Below are 16,893 nucleotides of genomic sequence, written 5' to 3'. Positions count from 1 at the left end.
TACCTTGAATTTCTTTTCTACAGCAGCTTGAAACCCAGAAGGACATCTGTTCTTCATAGACCTGCCAAAACATTTTTTCTTATTAAACTTACCCTTATGCTTAACTCAAGTAAAAATTATGTGTCTTTCATCCCATAGGCAAGCCTATGGGTTTTTCGCCACAAATTTATAACATCCTTTGTAATTTCCTCTTCTATTATTCTTTATATATACTAATCACATAACCGTCTCAATTTCTAGTTATATTTCCAATAATTGAACTATGTCTCTTCGAATATCCTCAACCTCTTAACAATCTCCTCCGGCTCTGGCAACATTGCTTTCATCTCTTCCGGTAACGTATTTCTTAACTGATATGTAGCCACACCTATCGGAGCATTAATATTCTTCAACGCATACTCTACATAAGTTTTATCCTTACTCTTGCAAATGATAATTCCGATTGACGGATTCTCATCTGGCAATTTGAGCTGCTCGTCCAACGTTGTCAAATACAACTGCATCTTTCCGGCATATTCTGCTTCAAATTCACCTATTTTCAACTCTATGGCTATCAGACTTCTCAACCTTCTATGAAAAAGTAATAAATCAATATACAAATCCCTGCTTCCTGCCATCAGATGATATTGATTTCCGATGAATGTATAATCTCCACCCATTTCTATCAAAAACGCTCTTATGTTATTTACCAATTGCATTTCTAATTCGTGTTCAGAGTATTCAGGTGACAATTCCGCAAAATCAAATATATATTCATCTTTTACCGCAAGCTTAGCCTGTACACTTTGCTCTACCGGAAGCGTTAAATCAAAATTCGTCTGATTCAACAAATATTTCTCATAGGTCTGTGCTTCGATAAAATTAGTTAAGATGCGTTTTGTCCATCCATGTCTTTTCACCATCTGAATGTAAAATTCCCTTTGCAAATCATCCTTACACTTTTCCATAATAATGATGTTATTGCTCCAGCTAATTTCTCGCACCAATGGTGCGAGTTTTTCAGAATCACGATAAGTTAAATAAAAATTACGCATTCGCCACAGATTGGCTGCTGAATATCCCTTTGCTCCGGGAAACTCTTTTTGCAATTCTGTTGAGAGTACTTGAACAATTGATTTTCCCCAATCATTTTCTTCCTGCTGTCTATAAATTTCTTCTCCAATTTCCCAATACAAATTTACAGTTTCTGAATTGATTGATTTCAGAACCTGATACTGCTTTTTATGGATCAAATCTTTTAAATCATCCACAAGTGGTTCATATCCCACAATTTCATTCTTTCCCATGCACTTCTCCATTTCTCGCACCATTGGTGCGAGTTTTATAATTCAACCAACTTGATATCATATTTTTCAATTTCTGGACAAATCTCATAATTTCATACACCTCACTTTATGCTCTACTTATTAATACTGCACAAAGCGGTTATTTTCCTATTCTTTATAAATTATTTGCCAAAAGAAACACTTCTCTCATTCTTGACTATCCGATCAATCCTTTTATAATGCATAAAAAAACTGGTACTCGAGGTACCAGTTTATGCCTTTCTTTTTGTAGCTTCTTGTCTATTCTTTTGTGCTTTAATAACTTTCTGTCTTGAGAATTCTTCTCTGTCCTTTTCATCCAAGGCTTCTGTAATCATCTTTACAGTCGCTTCAAAACGAGGGATAGAGATGTTCTGTAATGCGTTAGCACGCTTTTGTGTCTTACGAATATTATTCGCTAGACGATATACAGAGTTTTCTACTTCTGCAAGCTTTACTGTCATTTCTTTTACATGATAGAAACAGATATAAGCATAGTCTACCTTAGAGTTCGCACGTTCAAAACCATAACCAACTCTTAACGGTGTTTTCTCATATTCAATCTTAGGTAATTCTACACCCATAACTGAACGATACTTAACACTAATACCTTCATCAATAGGTACACCTTCTACAACATCAGAAATAATACCTAAAGATTCATTTGCTTCACGTAATGCTGCATAAGCACGATCATAAGAGTCAGTGATGTCATCACGGATTTCTTTTACATCATCAAGTAATGACATCATTTCTTTAATTAAGACATTTCTTTTCTTATCGAGCAGGTCATAACCAAGTCTAGCAAGTTCAAGAGACTTCTTGGTTGCCATCAAATTCCCTTTAGTAGGGACAACCTGATTAGCCATTAGTTACAGCGTCTTTCAATTCTTTGATGACTACATCTTCGTGTAAATTAAATTCTTTGACTGCTTTTTCATGATCATAGAATTTATCTACAACAGCATTATCAATACGATCCAATGTATTCTTTGGAAGAACTGATAATAGTAACCATCCAAGGTCTAGGGTTTCTTCGATAGATCTGTTTGTATCGAATCCCTGATTAAGGAAGTGCTGCTCGAAAAGACGACCAAATTCCATATATTTCTTATCAGTATCTGATAATTCATCTTCACCGATAACTGATGTTAATGACTTAACATCTTGTACATGGGCATAACATGCAAATAACTGGTTGGCAACATCCTGGTGGTCGGCTCTTGTAAAGCCTTCACCGATACCATCCTTCATAAGTCTTGAAAGTGATGGAAGAACACCAACTGGTGGATAAATACCAGTCGCATTTAATTCAGGATCAAGAGTGATCTGTCCTTCTGTGATGTAACCAGTTAAGTCAGGAACTGGATGTGTGATATCGTTGTTAGGCATTGTAAGGATTGGAATCTGTGTAACAGAACCTTTAGCACCCTTAGAAATACCAGCTCTTTCATATAATGAAGCAAGGTCAGAATAAAGATAACCTGGGTAACCTTTACGACCTGGGATTTCACCTTTACTTGAAGAGAATTCACGTAATGCTTCACAATAAGAAGTGACATCAGTATAGATTACAAGAACATGCATATCATGTTCAAATGCAAGATATTCAGCAGCAGTTAATGCACAACGAGGTGTTAAGATACGTTCAATGATTGGGTCATTAGATAAGTTCATGAACATAACAACTCTCTGCATAACCCCTGCTTCCTCAAATGATCTTCTGAAGTAGTTAGCTACGTCATTTGTAACACCCATTGCAGCAAAGACAACAGCGAAGCCTTGTCCTGCTTCATCAGCAATCTTAGCCTGCTTAACAATCTGTACAGCTAACTGGTTATGAGGTAAACCAGAACCTGAGAAGATTGGTAGCTTCTGACCTCTGATTAGAGTCATTAGACAGTCAATAGAAGAAATACCTGTGTTGATATAGTTTCTTGGATATACACGAGAAACTGGGTTAAGAGGCTGACCGTTGATATCAGCACTCTTTTCAGCATAAATATCTCCTAGACCATCAATTGGTCTACCTGCACCAGAGAAGACACGGCCAAGCATTTCCATTGATAATGGTAATTCCATTGGATGACCTAATAGTCTTGTCTTAGTATTCGCAAGTGATAAAGCGTTTGTTCCTTCAAATACCTGAACAACAACTCTTTCACCTTCAATTTCTACAATACGACCAGAACGTGTTGAACCATCTTTTAACTGTAGTTCAACCATTTCATCATAAGATGCATCTTTAACGTGATCTAATACGACGAGTGGTCCATTAATTTCACTTAAACCTACATATTGAAGTGCCATGTTACCCCTCCTTAGTCAATAGATGCACAAATTGCATCAATCTTTTTATAATAGTAATCAAATTTACTTAAATCATTATTAGGTACATCATATTTCATCTTAACAACTTCATCGAAGATACCTGTTTCAATGATTGTACGAATAGGTTTACCCTGAGCAACAACCTGCTGACAACGGTCATTTAAGTAAAGGATTACTTCCATCATCTTAAGCTGTTTTTCAAGTGGTACATAAGTATCATCTTTATGGAAAGCGTTCTGCTGCAAGTAACCTACACGAACTACTCTGGCTACTTCAATAACAAGCTTCTGATCATCTGGTAAAACGTCAGAACCCATTAACTGTACGATTTCCATTAATTTAGTTTCTTCTGCAAGAATAGAAGCCAATTCCTGTCTATCTCTCATGAATTTAGGATCAACATTCTTTGAATACCATCTTTCAAGATCTGGAATATATTCTGAATAAGATAAATTCCAGTTGATAGCGAAATAGTGTCTTGCGTAAGCTAATGCTTTATCAAGTGCCCAGAATGTACGTACGAAACGCTTAGTATTCTGAGTAACTGGTTCTGAAAAGTCAGAACCCTGTGGAGATACGGCACCGATGATTGTAACTGAACCATTTGTGTTATTTAAGTTCTCCATATAACCAGCTCTTTCATAGAACTGAGATAATCTAGAAGGTAAGTAAGCTGGGAAACCTTCTTCTGCTGGCATTTCTTCAAGACGACCAGAGATTTCTCTTAAGGCTTCAGCCCAACGAGATGTTGAGTCAGCCATGATAGCAACATGGTAACCCATGTCACGATAATATTCAGCAAGTGTTACACCTGTATAAATAGATGCTTCACGGGCAGCAACTGGCATGTTAGATGTATTCGCAATAAGGACAGTTCTGTCTACTAATGGCTTACCACTCTTAGGGTCAACGAGTTCACAGAATTCTTCAAGAACCTGAGTCATTTCGTTACCACGTTCACCACAACCTACATAGACGATAATATCGGCATCACACCATTTAGCAAGCTGATGCTGAGTCATTGTCTTACCAGTACCGAATCCTCCTGGGATTGCAGCTGTTCCACCTTTTGCGATAGGGAACAATGTATCGATAACACGCTGACCAGTAACTAGTGGCATACTGATAGGTAAACGTTTATGGACTGGACGAGGTGTCTTGATTGGCCATCTTTGAGTTAATGTACATTCATGAGCTACACCTTCATCATCAGTGAAGACCATAACTACATCATTAATTGTATACTGACCATTTTCTTTCACTTCAGTAACTGTACCTGACATACCTGGCATAACCATACATCTATGTTCGATCATGTCTGTTTCAGGAATCTTGGCATATACAGTACCACCTTCAACATGGTCACCTACTTTAACAGTTAAAGTGACATCCCATAATTTCTTTGTATCTAGTGGTTCTACAGCACTACCTGTAGGAATGAAAGCACCACTTTCTTTTGCGATTTCTTCTAGTGGTCTTTCGATACCATCATAAATATTTTTTAAGATACCAGGCCCAAGTGTTACAGAAATAGGCTGACCTGTTGGGAATACTGGTTCACCTGGTTTAAGACCTGTAGTTGTTTCATAAACCTGGATAGTAGTAAATTCTTTAGTAATAGAGATAACTTCACCCATTAATTTACTGTTACCTACATACACCATTTCAAGCATTGAAAAGGCATCTGTATCTTTTACTTTAACAACCGGGCCGTTGATTGAATAAATTAGATTTTCTTTCAACTTGTTTATCCCCCTTCTTTTATTTATTAATGATTAAACCAGAATGCTGGATGAACCATTCTTTCTGATTCTTTAATGCGAATTCTAATGTTTCATCATGAACAATAGAGCTTTCTGTGTTTTCAACAATTAAACCACCAATAGTGATATCTCCAGCTTTCACTTCAGCATCACCATAAGCAGCTTTTAAATCATCAGCAAGACCTAAGTCTTCTTCTTTTACATAAATAACTGAATGAGGCATATAATCACCTGCAAGCTTCTTGGCCTTATTGACCATGAACTCTTTGTATTCAGGTGTTTTTGTAAATGCAACTAATTCTTCTCTTGCCTTCTTGAAGATTGTAGTTACATACTCATCACGTTTATTAATAAGCTTTTTCTGTCTCTCAACATGGGATTCAGAAATTTCCGCAGCTGATTCTGACTGCATTTCATCTAATTCCTGTTTTAGTCTTAAATCTGCATCTTTCTTAGCTTCAGCACGCATAGAAGAATAAGCTTCTTCTTCAATCTTCTTTACTTCGGCCATGATTGCATCGACTTCTCTTTGAGACTGTTTTTCAATCTCATTCTTCATTGAGAGAAATACTTCTTGATTTTCTTCCATTGTATACTCTCCTATAACTTAACGCCTATTGCTTCAGAGACATAACCATCGATGGCTTCACCAATCTTAGAATGACCATGACGGTCAGGAATCTCTGTAATAAGAGGCTTTGGCTGTTTTAATTTAATTTCTGAGATAATATCAGGACAAAGTTCAATTAACTTAGTAGTCACTAAGATAATTGCGATTTCAGGATCTCTCATCTTATTTTCAAGTAAGGTTAAGAAATCATGACGGGTATGAACAACTTTGCCTTCAATACCCACGAGTCTTAGACCAGTGAGGGTATCGATATTATCACTGATCAGAAAGAACTTCATAGTAATCTCCTATAGTGTGTTGATAATTAAGATTGAGATTAATAGACCATAGATGGCAACACCTTCACCTAAGGCAACGAAGATCAATGATTTACCGAAGTTTTCAGCATTTTCAGAGAATGCACCAATTGCAGCAGGAGCAGCAGCAGCTACGGCAATACCAGCACCAAGAGCAGATAAACCAGTTGCAAGAGCAGCACCAATGAAGCCAAGACCCTGAGCGATAGAACCAGTCATCTTGTCAGCACCAGCAGCTAATACTGGGCTATTTGCATATGTAAGGAATAATACAAGTGCTACAGCACCAAAGAAACCACAGATATGAGTACCAAGACGCATTTTAGCGCTTTTAGCAGTAACTTTACCTTTGAATACATTTACTAGTGGTAAAGATAATAATACAACAATTAATGCAGGGATAATGAATGTTAAGATAGTAGTCATTTTTTCTTCCTCCGTTATTCTAGACTTTCTTTCATAGATACAAATGGTTTACCATTACCTTCATAGTAACGACTGAATAATTCATAGAATTCAAGACGTAATACCTGGATACCGACAATTAATCCTTCTAGACACATTACAAATGCGTTACCAATAATTAGAACGATAATATAACCGAATCCACCAACCATTTCAGCTAATGTGTAAACAACAAGCATCATACCAGCGTGTGATAAGACGAAACCGCCGACACGTAGGAATGACATAGTGTTGGCAACAAATGTCAACAATACTTCGATCATTTCGAAGAATGATTCAGTAAAGAAGTTACCAAATCCATGTGGGAACATCTTCTTACCTTCAAGTTTGTAAGTAAGAGGTTCTTTCAAGAAGATCATTACAAGTGGGGCAATGATAAAGATTGCGACATAGATACCCATTGGGATATTTAAGCCAAGGTTTAATAACATATTCATTGCGAGTACTAATACTGCAACATAGAATACTAAACCAGCGGCACCATTTTGAGAGAATAGTAGTTCTCCCCAATGTTTCTTCTTCAAATTTAAATAGATATTGAATAGGATTGAGATGATGATTAAACATACACCTACACCAATTGCAACACCTAATAGCGTCATAGTATTTTCAGATGCCATTGGTGCAAAGAATGGAACAAGGATTTCTTCTGATCCAAATACTGAGCCAAAGATTACACCGAATATTGCAGATGAAATACCAATACGCATACCTACTTCACCAAGCTTCATGCCTTTTAATTTATAAGCAAGGAAACCAATAATTGAAAGCAGGATACCTTGACCAACATCGGCGAACATCATACCGAATAAGAATGTATATGTTACCGCAACGAAATTTGTTGGGTCAAAGTCTGTATAAGATGGAACACCGTACATCTCAACGAACATCTTGAATGGTCTTGAGAACCAGTTGTTCTTGAGTTTTGTAGGTGGATAAAGTCTTGAATCTCCCATTGCTGGTTTGATTTCAACATGTACCTTGTCCATCTGTTCAAGTTCTTCTTTTAAAGAGTGTGCATAATGTTTATCACAGAAACCATAGATAGCAGCATTGTTTCCAAATACCACGACATATCTCTGTGCTTCACTTGTCTTATTAAGTTCCTGACATGAAGCATAAATGATTGATAAATCTTTTTCTTTTTTACTAAATAAATCTCTTAATTTACCATCACATTTCTTGACAGAGGCTTCTGCAGTTGCATTCTCTTCTTCAATAATTTCTAATGATTCACCTGGAGTTCCATGAAGGAATTCAGGAATATGAATACGTTCAAAGAATAGTGAAGAGAATATGTTATCTATTTCAGGTGCATTAGAAGGAGATGTTATGTAGAAACAATAACATGTCTTTGCATCCTGATAGATTGATTTAAATAAGAATTCCTGTGAATCATAATAAGATAACTTATCAAGGTTCATTGTAGGTAACTTACCAAATCTAACCTGAATATATTCGCTTGAGAAAAGGTCATCGAAGTCTATATCGAGATCCTTCATATATTTCAAGTACTTCTTGGCCTGATTGTTTTCATCAATCATTACCTGTAATTCATTTTTAACACGTGAGATTTTGTTTGCTTCATCAAGACATTCGCAGAAGTAATCATCTGCTTCTACAATATTGATGATCTGAGGCTTTTCTGATGTATTGATATTAATACCATACTTCTCTGCCGCTTCATCCATACGTCCTAATAAATCAGCATAAGGATTATCCTTATTCATGATCTTAAGACCTCTTACTGAATCCACAAACTTTGATGCTGGCTCTGGATGAAATTTTTCTGAATCAACAAGCTTAGATAATACTTCATCACTCATTGTTTCAGGGAATTCTATCTCAACGAGCTGCAATTTTGAGATAGCCATAGTATCCTCCCTTCTATTGTTTCTTATAGAGCGCTTTCTTAATGAAGTTCAATACAATGCCTAATACAAGTACAACAACTAATGGTAAATAAGAGATATGCCAAGTTGTATCTACAGCAATTGCGACATAAGCAGCTACTGCAAGTCCCATGACGATGCCAACGACACCCTTGATAGAGAATACCTTATTAATCATTGATTGTTCATTATAGATAGCTTTTACTTTACCAATGCAGAACTGTCCTACAACAAGTAAGAGAATCGCATTAATGAAGCGCTGATAACTAAATGCATCTGCAACAGGGATTACTGATGGATAAAGATGAATACAGTAGAAAGCATCACCATAAATTAAACCACCAACAAAAGATGCAATACCAAGAATAGTAATCATCTTTCCTGATTCTTTCTTTCTCATAAGTAATCCAAGTAACACAAGCACAACACCTAAACCAATATCACCAAGCATAAGTGCAAATACTAAGATGAATAGTACTGCAGTGGCTAAAGTAGTATCCACACGATCACTCTGTTTAACTTTAGAGATTGCTTCAAATGGTCTAGCCCATGGATAGTTATTAGTAAGTGTTGGTGCAATGATCTGCTGATCACCATAAATATCTGCAGGCAAGTCCTGATATTCTACGTTGTACTTTTCAAAAGCCTTCTTAATATCTTTTGCGACTCTAACAGGTACAAATCCATAGATAGCATATTTAGACTGATAATCAACAACAAATACTTTGAATTCTTCAATTCTAGCAGCAAGAGTAAGATCTGCATACATCTTTAATAATACTTCTTCATGTGCATCTCTAATACCTTCTAAACGGCTGTCTGCCTTACGAATAGAAGTATTCATACTTTCAATTTCTTCTAATAATTCCTTCTTTGCGTCTTCCATTCTACCATGAACGAAATCAGGAATTTCAATTTCTTCAAAGCCAACTGACTGGAAGATGTTATCTACCTTTAAGATAGCAGCCTTAGTTGTCATATAGAGACAATAAACACTTTTAGCATCTTCACCAAGATCTAAGAACATGATTGACTGTCCTCTATAATAGTCAAGTTTGTCTTTGTTTCTTCTAGGAATACGGCCAAATCTTGCTTCTATATATTCGCATCCTTTAACCTCATCCATATTTAATTCTGTATTAGAAAGACCTTCTAGGATTCCATAAGCAGCCTGGTTCTGTCCACGTTCAGTCACAAATTCTTCTTTAATATCAAGATATTGCTTTGCTTCTTTCTTAACATCATCGAGCGCCTTACGATAATCTTCTTTTGCGAAATGAATAGATCCTTCTTTTACACTTGATGTATCAAGCTTTACATGTTCAGCAAGCTCTTTTAATTCATCAAGCATGTTCTTATAATCCTCATCAGGTGTCATTGTAAATACATCTTTTACATTATTTACAATCTTTGTTGCTGGCTGAGGATAAAAATACTTTGTTTCTTTTAACTGACATAAAACCTCTTTTAAGTATTTCTTATCAAAGGTCATGTCTAGCAATTCCATTTCTTCTATTGCCATGTTGTTCCCCCTAGTAGATAAGCAGTTGGGCTATTTTTTCAGCCTCTTCACCATATCTTAAACCTTCAATGATATGTTTTAGATTTTCAACTTCGTTTTCGAATACAATCAGATATGTCATGTAAACCATGGCAGCATCTGTAGTAAATCTCATATATCTCTTAGCAAGATTATATTTGATCTTGTCTGTGTAGTATTCGATATAAACAAATTCCTGATCATCCACATATAACTTGTAAGGTGATGAAGCAAGCTTCTTTAAGAACTCCTCTGCATCTTTTGTTTCAATCAATTCATTCATTACTGATTGTGGAATACGTGAGTAATCCAAGATCAGCTGTTTCTTGATTTGTTCAGGCTTAGAATTAAAGAATCGTTTAAATCTATAGATCTTGGTAATATTCTCTAACTCAATCTGAGTATAGATCATAGTAAGTAGATCCTTCTGTTTTTTACCTTTAAAAGTAGATTTCACTGTTTCAACGAATAACTTATAGTAAGCACGTTTGAAATCAAGTTCCATCATGTTTGTATCGATCTTCTCATCATCTATAGGCATATATTTCTGTAATATATGGTAGTAACGTGTTTTCTCCATATATCTTAATAATGATGGATAATCCTCAATACTTAATAAGCCATAAAGATCAAACGTTGAATAACGAGGTAGGTATGAAGGTATATCTAATTCAGAATTCAATGTTTCATCGCTATTGAATAAACGTACTTTACTCAATAGTACAGCTATTTCACGTCTAATAATACCTAGCTGATAAAACTTCTGGTCACCCTTAGGTGCATAATGAATCAATCTTACAGCACGTAAGAATTCCTCTTCATCAAGAAGTGATTCCAACTGTCCTCTATGAATGTTTGTTTCTTTCAAACCTTCAAGAATAGGACCATATGCTGTTTCACTCTTTAAGTAACTGACAGCATCATTGACAGTTCTTTTCTTTAGAAGTTCATCATAGCTTTCAGGAGTGAGATGTTTACCATACATAGATCTTGCTTTTGCAAGAACTGCATTAGATGAAAAACTCATAATCTCACCTCTAAATCTCTTTACATCTGTCTACGATAGATGCAACCCACTCCTCCTTGTGGGCTTCATAAAGGCTAGTGATCTTCTCAACAGAAGAATTGTAATCCTCTTCATTCTTCTTCTTTGTTGCGTCAATTCTTTCCTGTAACTCTTTCTTCTTTGCATCAAGTGTTACCTGATACTCTTTGACGAAAGAATCGTAGATTTCTTTCTTCTTACTGTTCATATCTGCAGTTGTATCCTGTCTCTTCTTTTTGGCATCTTTTACAGCCTGAGCACATCTATGGTCTACAGCTATGATATCAAGAATCATTTTATCCAATCCACATACCTCCTTCTTTTTGATTCTATAGGATAATACTCCTAAAAATTTTAAAATTCAACCAAAAACACTTCATCGTGATAAAAAAGCGTCATCTATATCAAACAGACATATTCAGATATATCAAATGTATATGTATCTTGGTTGATGAATCCATTATACTCTTAATTTTGTAAAGCGTTAACATAAATTTTTGTGAAATAGCGAACATAATGAATTGTTTTTTTAGGAAATAGGTAATATGACCGAAAGTCATTTATTTCATCCCTATTTTCTGCATTAGTTATACACCCATCATATAAATGCAACAATAAACAAATAACCACCTTTGTTTAATGTAAGCGTTTCACATAACTTTACTATGGCTTTTTTCATCTATTTTTCTTATTCTTATATATATAGGAGAGAGAAAGATGAAAATATTAGCAAGTGATTTTGATAATACGTTATTTTTTAGTGATGGTGTACACAAGCAGGATGTAGAGGCAATTCGTACATTCCAGAAACAGGGAAATCTATTTGGATTATGTACAGGAAGGCAGTTAGAAGGAATTAAATATCCTTTTGGAGGAAATAGAGACTATCCATTAACTGATATAGACTTTGATTTCTATATTACTTTAAGTGGTGGTGTGATCTTTAATAAGAAATGTGAAGTCATTTTTGAGAAAGATATTCCTATGAGTATAGTAAGAGAAATCTCAGAAGCAGTTCCTGTTCATATGTCTATTGTATATAAGAATGATATTTATATGTATCGTCCAGAAGGTGAGACATGGGGAACTACTATTGATTCTTTAGATGAATTATCTTTTAAAGATGCTGATGCATTCTCATTTCATTTTCCTGAAGGGAATCTAGAAGAAGCGAAAAACGCTAGGGATTATATTAATGAACATTATAGTGATACATGTGCGGCATTCCAGAACAAGAATCATGTGGATGTATGTGGTGTAGGATGTTCTAAGGGAACAGGAGTTAATCATGTTGTAGATTATTTTAATATTAATGAGAGTGATGTATATGGTATAGGAGATTCATGGAATGATCTTCCTTTATTAGATAGCGTTAAACATGGTTATACATTTACTTATGCCCCAAATGAAGTTAAAGATAAAGCTGAAAAGGTTGTAAGAAGCTTATCTGAAGCCATCCAGGATATTTTAAAAGAGGATTAATTCCTCTTTTTTTGTTTAATTTCTAAAAAATCCGAAATTTATCTCATATAATACAAATTTTAACTTATATATAATTGACAGTATTATATGAATATGGTAAATTTTATACAATTCTAATACTATCAGGGGGGAGTTTTAAATGATTATTGGTGTTATTGGTCTAGGAACTGTTGGTTTCGGAACTGTAGATATTCTTACAAAAGAAAAAGAAAGACTAGAAAAAACAATTGGGGAAGAAGTAGTCGTTAAGTACGGTTGTGCTCTTGAGGATGTAAACCTTCCTGATGGTATTATTTATACACAGGATTATCATGAAGTTATCAACGATGAAGATGTAGATGTTGTTGTAGAACTTATTGGTGGTACAACTATCGCAAAAAAAATCATCTTAGATGCATTAAATAAAAAGAAACATGTAGTAACTGCAAATAAGGCTCTTATTGCCCATGATGCGAAAGAACTCTTTACTGCTGCAAGAGAAAATGGTGTCAACCTTTATTATGAAGCAAGTGTAGGTGGAGGTATTCCAGTTGTTGTGCCTGCTAAGGAAGATCTAGTAGCAAACAATATCAATAAGATTGAAGGTATCTTAAATGGTACAACTAACTTCATTCTCACATTAATGGAAAGAGATAATCTTGATTTTGAGGAAGCATTAAAGATTGCTCAGAATCTTGGTTATGTAGAAGCCAATGCTGCACTAGATTTAGATGGTTATGATGCAGCACATAAAATCTATATTCTTACTATGAATGCTTTTGGTACATTCTTTGATTTTGATAAGATCAAATGTACTGGTATTCGTAATGTCACTAAGAAAGATATGGATTATGCAAAGAAGCTTGGTTATAGAATTAAGTTGATTGCGATGAGCAAAAAACTAGAAAATGGTTTAGGTATTGATGTGTCTCCTACTCTCGTTCCAATGAGTGAAATTGTAGGTAATGTCATGGATGCTTATAATGTAGTAGAAATTACATGTGATTATCTAGAAAACGTCTTATTCTATGGTAAAGGTGCAGGACGTTATGTCACTGCAAGTGCTGTAGTCGCTGATATTATTAAGACAGCTAAGAAAGATGTATGGACACATGATTATGATTATACAAAAGACGTCTATCCTATTACATCTTCTAAGTATTATGTAAGAAGTGAACAGCCACTCAATTTAAATTATGATGAATACTATTCATTTGGCGAAGATCATATTTATATTACTGATAAAGTAGAACTTAAAGATTTAGAAGACGCTTTAAAGGATACTCCAGCAACATATTTCAAAGTAAGAAGCTAAAAGGTGGGATTTAACCCACCTTTTTCAGTATGTTGATATTCTCTTTTGCATATAGATAGAATGATAGAAGAATAAGAAATGTAGAGATAATTGTAAGAACAATAGAGAGAGTATAAGGAATATTATAGAAAACAATGTGCACAATAATCATGAAATCTAACATGAATGTAGCAACTTTACCATGCCACACTGCCCCATGTACTTCCCCTGTTTTCTTAATAATAACCATGCCTATACAACTCATAAACAGTTCTTTAATAAGAATGCATATAAAAGGAATAGTGAGCCAACTAAAGCGTGTCATAAGACATAGGAGTACCACTGCTTGGGTTGCTTTATCCGCCACAGGATCAAGTATTTTACCTAAATCACTCATCATATTAAATGTACGGGCTATATACCCATCTAACAAATCAGTCAGACCTGATATAAGTAACAATATTCCTGTTAAGACATAATCTTTTTGATTCAAATACGTATATACAATTACCGGCAATAGCAACAATCTAAACATAGATAATATATTAGGTATTGTGAAGATATTCTTATTTCTCATTCTATCACTTCCTTATTATTAATACTAAAGTGTATAGTGCGAATTTTCAATATAAAAGAGGCAGTTACCTGCCTCAATGTGTGTTATTTAAGTGTTACATATTTGAATACGTATGGAGTACTTACTGTATTATGAACTAATCCCTTAACGTTCTTAGCCTGTAATGCAGCTGTACCAGTTTGAACAACTGGTATATTTGGCATATCGTCCATCATTACTTTTTCAGCTTCAAGCAATTCATTCCAACGTTTATTTACGTCAGTTTCATTCTGAGCCTGTTTTAATAATGAGTTGTACTGCGCATTTTCCCATTTACCATAGTTGTTTGAGTTACTGCTTGCAAGAACGTTTAAGAAAGTAGTTGGATCAGCATAGTCTGGAGCCCAACGAGTGCAGGCAATCTGGAAGTTACCACTTGCTTCTCTGTTATAGATTCTGTCTTTCTTAACAGTAGCTACCATGTTAACTTTTAAGCCCTTTAACTTAGTAAATGAACCCTGTAAGTATTCTGCGAAAGTATCCATTGGAGATTCATCAGTACCATATAATAAATCAACAGTGATTGTATCAGTACCTAATTCTTTCTTAGCAGCATCTAAGTATTCCTGTGCTTTCTTCACATCATAGTCTACATATTTACCAGATTCTTCACGGAAATCCTTACCTGAAGGACTCTTACATAACTGAGCTGGTACAAAACCAGTAGCTGGCTGTGAACCATCTTTTAAGATGTTATCACATAAATCTTTTCTATTGATTGCATAAGATAATGCATGTCTTAAGTTTTTGTTTGCTGTTGTATCTGCTTTGAAGTTACAGATTAAGTAAGCAAGATATCCTTCTCTGATAGTCTTGAAAGTGTCTTTACCTTTATACTTGTCTACTAATGTAGAGTTGATTGTTGCATAGTCAACTTTACCATTATCGAAATTCTGAGCAGCAGTCTTAGGATCCTGTACTAAGTACATTTCTAAGTTCTTAGTCTTAACAGACTTTGCATCATAGTACTTATCATTCTTAGTGAATGTAGCCTTGTTACCCTTGATCCACTTAGTCATCTTATAAGCACCATTACCTAAAATATATTCAGGCTTAGTTGCATACTTCTTACCACATTTTTCAACGAACTTCTGGTTCTGTGGGAAGTAACATGGGAATGACATTAAACCTACAAAATATGGAACATTCTTTTCAAGATCAACGACAACAGTCTTGTCATCAGTTGCTTTAATACCAAGTGTATTTAACTGTTCATCAGTTGCAGCAGTACCTAAATTAATTAAAGAATCCGCATTCTTAATTGAAGCACCTTCGCTACCTAACATATAAGCGTAGTTACCTGCATTCTTGATGATTCTGTGCCATGAGTATACGAAGTCCTGTGCAGTGACATCATCACCATTAGCCCATTTAGCATCTCTTAAATGGAAAGTATAAGTTAATCCATTGTTGCTTACATCCCAGCTCTTAGCGATACCAGGGATTGTGTTGCCCTTCACATCAACAGTTGTTAAACCGTCTGTGATAGCAGTGATTGCATTGAAAGACATTGCATCATCAACGACTGTGCTGTCCATACCAACGATATCTGTATCATTCGCAAATCTGAATGTATCAGTATCAGTCTTAGAACCACAGCCAGCAAGCATACCTGCAGCAGTAGTTAATGCAAGCAATACCTTTACTGTTTTACCTGTTTTCATTAATTTTCCCTCCAAAATTTATTATTAATGTTAACAGTTGTGTAGTTTACGCTGTACATCAGATATAGTCAATCGTTTTGTACCTTTTCTTTGTAAATATATTAAAATATCATTACATTTTACTGATATCAGAAATATTGTAAATGTTTAATCAAAACACAAAAAAAGGAGACAGCATTTCTGCTATCTCCTAGGCCACTCTGTTTTGACACAAAGTAGAGGTTATTTTAATTTAACATATTTGAAAGTATATGGAGTTCCTACTGGTACCTGTACTAATCCACTTACGTTCTTAGCCTTTAATGCCGCAGAACCTTTTTCGAATACTGGGATATAAGCCATATCTTCCATCATAACTTTTTCAGCCTGGATCATTAAATTCCAACGCTTAGTTAAATCTGATTCTTTCTGGATCTGTTCCATTAATGCATCAAACTTCGTATTAGTATATTTACCATAGTTGTTCTGGTTACCAGTTAAAGCTAAGTTTAAGTAAGTTGTTGGATCTGCATAGTCTGGTCCCCAACGAGTACATACTACCTGGAAGTTACCATTTGCTTCTCTGTTATAGATTCTGTCTTTCTTAACAGT

At 35.1% G+C, this 16,893-nt stretch carries 15 protein-coding genes and 1 pseudogene; 2 read left to right on the top strand and 14 right to left on the bottom strand.

Going from position 1 to position 16,893, the window contains the following annotated elements:
• Positions 1 to 260: 260 nt before the first annotated feature.
• The 11 genes from B2S90_RS09110 to B2S90_RS09060 all read right to left on the bottom strand — a co-directional run bounded on the left by B2S90_RS09110 (position 261) and on the right by B2S90_RS09060 (position 11,562).
• Positions 261 to 1,286 (bottom strand): PDDEXK nuclease domain-containing protein, encoded by a 1,026-nt coding sequence (locus tag B2S90_RS09110; protein ID WP_278779829.1) that lies wholly within the window; start codon positions 1,284 to 1,286, stop codon positions 261 to 263.
• A 251-nt stretch (positions 1,287 to 1,537) separates the two neighbouring features.
• Entirely contained in the window at positions 1,538 to 2,173 is a 636-nt protein-coding gene (locus B2S90_RS09105; RefSeq protein WP_286696933.1) for a V-type ATP synthase subunit D, read from the bottom strand.
• A complete protein-coding gene (locus tag B2S90_RS09100; protein WP_055233352.1) occupies positions 2,166 to 3,614 on the bottom strand; it encodes a V-type ATP synthase subunit B in 1,449 nt (482 codons plus the stop codon). Before B2S90_RS09100 ends, B2S90_RS09105 begins: the two co-directional genes overlap by 8 nt.
• A gap of 11 nt (positions 3,615 to 3,625) precedes the next feature.
• Positions 3,626 to 5,377, bottom strand: a complete 1,752-nt coding sequence (locus B2S90_RS09095; RefSeq protein WP_286696932.1) for a V-type ATP synthase subunit A — start codon at positions 5,375 to 5,377, stop codon at positions 3,626 to 3,628.
• A 19-nt stretch (positions 5,378 to 5,396) separates the two neighbouring features.
• A complete protein-coding gene (locus tag B2S90_RS09090; protein ID WP_055233354.1) occupies positions 5,397 to 5,987 on the bottom strand; it encodes a V-type ATP synthase subunit E in 591 nt (196 codons plus the stop codon).
• Between the two features lie 11 nt (positions 5,988 to 5,998).
• A complete protein-coding gene (locus tag B2S90_RS09085; protein WP_006506823.1) occupies positions 5,999 to 6,307 on the bottom strand; it encodes a V-type ATP synthase subunit F in 309 nt (102 codons plus the stop codon).
• A gap of 9 nt (positions 6,308 to 6,316) precedes the next feature.
• On the bottom strand, positions 6,317 to 6,751 hold the full coding sequence (locus B2S90_RS09080; RefSeq protein ID WP_006506824.1) for an ATP synthase subunit C: 435 nt from the start codon (positions 6,749 to 6,751) through the stop codon (positions 6,317 to 6,319).
• A 14-nt stretch (positions 6,752 to 6,765) separates the two neighbouring features.
• Positions 6,766 to 8,664 carry a V-type ATP synthase subunit I gene (locus B2S90_RS09075; protein ID WP_279078860.1) on the bottom strand — a complete coding sequence of 633 codons (1,899 nt, stop codon included), beginning with the start codon at positions 8,662 to 8,664 and terminating at the stop codon, positions 6,766 to 6,768.
• Between the two features lie 13 nt (positions 8,665 to 8,677).
• Complete coding sequence (locus B2S90_RS09070; RefSeq protein WP_278779823.1) at positions 8,678 to 10,204, bottom strand: V-type ATPase 116kDa subunit family protein; 1,527 nt, start codon at positions 10,202 to 10,204, stop codon at positions 8,678 to 8,680.
• Positions 10,205 to 10,214: 10 nt separating this feature from the next.
• Entirely contained in the window at positions 10,215 to 11,249 is a 1,035-nt protein-coding gene (locus B2S90_RS09065) for a V0D/AC39 family V-type ATPase subunit (RefSeq protein ID WP_055233357.1), read from the bottom strand.
• Between the two features lie 10 nt (positions 11,250 to 11,259).
• The gene (locus B2S90_RS09060) at positions 11,260 to 11,562 is read right to left on the bottom strand and encodes a hypothetical protein (protein ID WP_006506828.1); all 303 of its coding nucleotides are present in this window, start codon (positions 11,560 to 11,562) and stop codon (positions 11,260 to 11,262) included.
• Positions 11,563 to 11,984: 422 nt separating this feature from the next.
• Between B2S90_RS09060 and B2S90_RS09055 the strand changes: the two genes are divergently transcribed.
• Positions 11,985 to 12,749, top strand: a complete 765-nt coding sequence (locus B2S90_RS09055) for an HAD-IIB family hydrolase (RefSeq protein WP_286696931.1) — start codon at positions 11,985 to 11,987, stop codon at positions 12,747 to 12,749.
• Between the two features lie 139 nt (positions 12,750 to 12,888).
• Complete coding sequence (locus tag B2S90_RS09050) at positions 12,889 to 14,043, top strand: homoserine dehydrogenase (protein ID WP_279148694.1); 1,155 nt, start codon at positions 12,889 to 12,891, stop codon at positions 14,041 to 14,043.
• A 10-nt stretch (positions 14,044 to 14,053) separates the two neighbouring features.
• On the opposite strand, the gene B2S90_RS09045 is transcribed toward B2S90_RS09050, so the two are convergent.
• The 3 genes and pseudogenes from B2S90_RS09045 to B2S90_RS09035 all read right to left on the bottom strand — a co-directional run.
• Positions 14,054 to 14,599 (bottom strand): CDP-alcohol phosphatidyltransferase family protein, encoded by a 546-nt coding sequence (locus B2S90_RS09045; RefSeq protein WP_278861344.1) that lies wholly within the window; start codon positions 14,597 to 14,599, stop codon positions 14,054 to 14,056.
• An 83-nt stretch (positions 14,600 to 14,682) separates the two neighbouring features.
• Complete coding sequence (locus tag B2S90_RS09040) at positions 14,683 to 16,302, bottom strand: peptide ABC transporter substrate-binding protein (RefSeq protein WP_278779817.1); 1,620 nt, start codon at positions 16,300 to 16,302, stop codon at positions 14,683 to 14,685.
• Positions 16,303 to 16,524: 222 nt separating this feature from the next.
• Positions 16,525 to 16,893, bottom strand: a pseudogene (locus B2S90_RS09035) (peptide ABC transporter substrate-binding protein); the annotation flags it as partial.

This window comes from Catenibacterium sp. UBA627, assembly GCF_002299355.1.
GTDB classification, from domain to species: domain Bacteria; phylum Bacillota_I; class Bacilli_A; order Erysipelotrichales; family Coprobacillaceae; genus Catenibacterium; species Catenibacterium mitsuoka.
The sequence above is the reverse complement of the archived record's forward strand: the minus strand, read 5'-3'. Positions and strand labels throughout refer to the sequence as shown.